This window comes from Pseudomonas sp. SDO5532_S415 (assembly GCF_054071155.1).
Genome location: NZ_JBSVWS010000285.1, coordinates 1 through 4,286, shown reverse-complemented (window position 1 = coordinate 4,286; position 4,286 = coordinate 1). Strand labels below are relative to the sequence as shown.

At 62.2% G+C, this 4,286-nt stretch carries 4 protein-coding genes; 2 read left to right on the top strand and 2 right to left on the bottom strand.

The window, feature by feature from the left end:
- Nucleotides 1–97: 97 nt before the first annotated feature.
- The gene (locus tag ACW9HW_RS29160; protein WP_457402774.1) at nucleotides 98–1,024 is read left to right on the top strand and encodes a 1-aminocyclopropane-1-carboxylate deaminase/D-cysteine desulfhydrase; all 927 of its coding nucleotides are present in this window, start codon (nucleotides 98–100) and stop codon (nucleotides 1,022–1,024) included.
- Nucleotides 1,025–1,143: 119 nt separating this feature from the next.
- On the opposite strand, the gene phnX is transcribed toward ACW9HW_RS29160, so the two are convergent.
- Together phnX and ACW9HW_RS29150 are read right to left on the bottom strand one after the other, a co-directional pair.
- A complete protein-coding gene (phnX, locus tag ACW9HW_RS29155; RefSeq protein WP_095192782.1) occupies nucleotides 1,144–1,971 on the bottom strand; it encodes a phosphonoacetaldehyde hydrolase in 828 nt (275 codons plus the stop codon).
- A 152-nt stretch (nucleotides 1,972–2,123) separates the two neighbouring features.
- Entirely contained in the window at nucleotides 2,124–3,233 is a 1,110-nt protein-coding gene (locus ACW9HW_RS29150) for a 2-aminoethylphosphonate--pyruvate transaminase (RefSeq protein ID WP_457402773.1), read from the bottom strand.
- 109 nt (nucleotides 3,234–3,342) lie between these two features.
- On the opposite strand from ACW9HW_RS29150, the gene ACW9HW_RS29145 reads away from it, so the two are divergent.
- Nucleotides 3,343–4,203: a LysR substrate-binding domain-containing protein gene (locus ACW9HW_RS29145; protein WP_457402771.1), complete on the top strand. Its 861-nt coding sequence runs from the start codon at nucleotides 3,343–3,345 to the stop codon at nucleotides 4,201–4,203.
- Nucleotides 4,204–4,286 lie beyond the last annotated feature (83 nt).

Genomic DNA, 4,286 nt, shown 5'->3' with positions numbered 1-4,286 from the left:
TTGGTAGCACCGAAGATCAAATGTGGGAGCGAGCCTGCTCGCGAAGGCGTCCTATAGGCGACTAGAATGCAGGCTCTTTATGAGCTGAATGACGCTGATGGTTTTTTCTCCTTCCGACTGGCTACCCAAAGCCCCCCTCAACCCCTTCCATCTCGACTGGCTAAAAACCGCCGGCATCGAAGTCGCCATCCTGCGCCTGGACCTGATCGACCCACTGATCAGCGGCAACAAGTGGTTCAAGCTCATCGAACATCTCAAGGCCGCCGACCTGTGCGGTGCCGAAGGCATCATCAGTCTGGGCGGGGCTCACTCCAATCACCTTCATGCGCTGGCGGCTGCCGGCAAGCGGTTTGGTTTTTCCACGGTCGGGCTGTTGCGCGGGCATCCTCAGGAAACACCCACGGTAAGGGATTTGCAGGCGTTCGGCATGCGTCTGCATTGGCTGGGTTATGGCGGCTATCGCGCGCGGCACCAAGCGGGTTTCTGGGAGCCGTGGCAGGCACAGTATCCCGGCCTGTTGGCGGTCCCGGAAGGGGGTGGCGGTTGGCAGGGCGCAAAGGGCTGCATGCAGCTCATGACCATGGTCCGCGAGCAACTGAACAGCCTGGAGTGGAGCGACTATGACGGTTGGTGGCTGGCCTGCGGAACGGGCACGACGCTCGCCGGCCTTGTACTGGCCGAAGCGGGCGAGCACAAGGTATACGGTGCGCTGGCGGTGCCCGATGATCATGGCGTTGCTGAGCGGGTCGAGAACATCGTGGAAGAGGCGGGCGTAACCGCCCCGGATTATCAACTGTTCGACGCGAGTCGTGGCGGCTTTGCCAAAGTCGATCGGCTGTTACTCGAATTCATCGAGCAGACCGAACAAGTCACTGGCGTTCCCCTGGAACCGCTGTACACCGCAAAAGCGCTGCTGGCGCTCAGAGAGCAAGTCGAGGCGGGGACGTTTGCCCGAGGCACGCGTCTGGTGTTTATCCATACCGGCGGCTTGCAGGGGCGACGGGGGTTCAGTCTACCAGCCTGAAAAGCACTGCAATCCGCTGTGGGAGCGAGCCTGCTCGCGAAAGCGGTGTGTCAGACGTCTTGATGTTGACTGACACGGTCACTTCGCGAGCAGGCTCGCTCCCAAAGGTAGAGGGGGAATCAGTTGGTCTGTGGCATCTCGCCGTTGGCCAGGCGTTTGTTAATGTCGGCGATCACTTCCGGCAGGTCAGTGATGGTGTCGATCATGTAGTGCGGCCGCGAGCCTTCGAACATCCGGTGGATGCGTTTGCGCTCGCTGTCCAGTTTGTCGCTGCCCAGCGCACGATAGCCCTCGTAGTCCAGGCCCAGCGCGTTGCCCGAGCAGATCAGCGCCACGGTCCACATACCCGCGCGGCGACCTTCGAGAATGCCCGGCACGGTGTCGTCGATCTTCACGCAGGCGGCGACGTCGTCGATGCCCAGGGCGATCACGTTGGCCAGGGCCTGGGCCGGCCATGGGCGGCCATTGGGCACTTCGTCGGTGGCGACCACGTGGTCGGCGATGTAACCGTTGGTGGCGGCCAGTTCGACCACCTTGTCCATGACCTGCTTCGGGTAGCCGGAGCAGGACCCGATCTTGATTCCTTGCCGGCGCAGGTTGGCGATGGTGTCCAGGGCACCCGGAATCAGTGCGGAATGCTCGGCGATTTTCTCGATCTGCAGCGGCATGAAGCGCTGGTAGATGGCGGTGACGTCATCGTCGGTCGGCGTGCGGCCGAACACTTTGCGATATCGCTCGGCGACTTCAGGTTGATCGCACAGGGTGCGGATGTGGTCCCACTTGCCCATACCCATCGGACCACGGGCTTCGTCGATGGAAACCTGGACGTCGAATTCGGCGAAGGCTTCGACAAAAATCTGCGTCGGTGCGAAAGAACCGAAATCGACCACGGTGCCGGCCCAGTCGAGGATGGCGGCCTGGAGTTTGGTTGGGTTGGTGTAGTTCATGGTGATCAAATTCCTGTTAGTACAAGCTATTCGAGAGTTCGGTTGACCTGTGGGAGCGGGCTTGCCCGCGATGAGGCCTGTTCAGTCGACATCGAGGGTGAATGTCAGACCGCTATCGCGGGCAAGCCCGCTCCCACAGAGATCGAGGTGGTTTAGATTTCGAGTACTTCCATCTCGCGCAAGACTTCGCCGATGGCCGCCACGGCTTCACGCATTTCGGCCGGTTGGACATGGCCGATGCAGCCGACGCGAAAGGTTTCAACCTGGGTCAGTTTGCCGGGGTAGAGGATGTAACCCTTGGCCTTGACCCGCTCGTAAAACTCCTTGAATTGGTAGCGCGGGTCTTTCGGGGCGTGGAAGGTAGCGATGATCGGTGCCTGGATCGCGGCTGGCAGGAAGCTGCGCAACCCCAGCCTGGCCATCTCTTCCATCAGCGCCTGGCAGTTGGCGGCGTACCGCGCATGCCGCGCCGGCAGGCCGCCTTCTTCGTTGTATTGCAGCAGGGCTTCGTGCAGCGCCGCGACCACATGGGTCGGCGGAGTGAAGCGCCACTGGCCGGTTTTCATCATGTAGGCGTGCTGGTCGAACAGGTCCATCGCCAGGGAATGCGAGTTGCCGGCGGCATTGGCCAGGGCTTCCTTGCGAGCGAAGACAAAACCCATACCCGGCACACCTTCCAGGCATTTGCCGGAAGCAGCGATCAGCGCGTCGAACGGCACCTGTTGCGCGTCCACCGGCAGGGCGCCGAAGGAACTCATGGCGTCGATGATCAGACTTTTGCCATGTTGCTCGACGACCTGGGCGATTTCCGGCAGTGGATTGAGGATGCCGGTGCTGGTTTCGCAGTGGATCAGGGCAACGTGAGTGATGCCGGCATCGGCCCGCAGCAGGCGGTCGATGTCGGCGGCGGTGGTCGGTTCGTCTTCGGCGGTTTCGAAGGTACTGAACGAGCGGCCGAGCACCTCGCAGATTTTCGCCAGGCGTTTGCCGTAGGCACCGTTGATCAGCACCAGGACTTTGCCATCGCGAGGCACCAGGGTGCCGATGGCCGCTTCCACCGCGAAGGTGCCGCTGCCTTGCAGGGGCACGCAATGGTGGCTGGCGGCACCGTTGATGATCGCCAGCAGTTGTTCGCAAAGGCTGGCGGTCAGTTGATTGAAGCGGTCATCCCATGAACCCCAGTCAACCATCATCGCCTGACGGGTGCGGAGCGACGTGGTCAACGGGCCGGGGGTGAGCAGGATGGGTGCGGCAGTACTCATTCTCGTGTCCTCGTAATCGATGGGCTGAAGCTACGGGGCTTAAATTGCAATTTGCCGAGTTATCAATCAAATTGTTTATTGTTATGCCAGCCATCAGTGAGGCTTATTCATGAATCTGTTTCAGCTCCGCGCCTTCGATGCCGTGGCCCGCGAGGGCAGCTTCACCCGGGCGGCCGCCCGGCTGTTCATCAGCCAGCCGGCGGTCACCGGGCATATCAAGGCGCTGGAAGAGCACTACCAGATCACCTTGTTACGCCGCACGGCGCGACGGGTGGAGCTGACGGAAGAGGGCACCAAACTGGCGGCGATCACCCGGGCGATGTTCGGCCTGGCCGAAGAAGCGCAGGTGATGCTGGAAGCCAACCGGCAGTTGCTCACCGGGCGCCTGGAAGTGGCGGCGGACGGTCCGCACATGGTCATGCCGATGCTGGCGAGCCTGCGCGCGCGTTACCCGGGGATCACCGTGAACTTGCGTCTGGGCAATGCCCAGGAAACCCTGGCGGCGCTGTTGTCCGAGCATGCCGATGTGGCGGTGCTGACTGAAGTCGAACCGCGCAAGGGCCTGCACCTGCAAGCTTTGAGCGAATCACGCATTTGCGCGCTGGTGCCGGACGGGCATCCGTGGGCGCGCAGGACCAAGGGCGTACCGCTCAAGGAACTGGACCAGGTGATCATGGTGTTGCGTGAGCCGACCTCGATCACCCGGCGTACTTTCGATGAGGCCTGTGACCGGGCCAACGTAAATCCACGGGTGTTGCTGGAGCTGGACAGTCGCGAAGCGGTGACCGAGGCGGTGGCGGCGGAGTTGGGGGTGGGCGTGGTGTCGTCGGTGGAAGTCAGCCACGATCCGCGAGTGGCGGCGGTGCCGCTCATTGGCGAGGGTCTGGTGAACCGGCACATGATGGGGTGCATGGAGCGGCGGCGGGAGTTGCGCTTGATACAGGCGTTTTTCGGGTTGGCGCCTGTCTGATGCCAAACCTGTGGCGAGGGAGCTTGCTCCCGTTGGACGGCGAAGCCGTCCCAAAAGCGACGGCTGCTGCGCAACCGGACGGG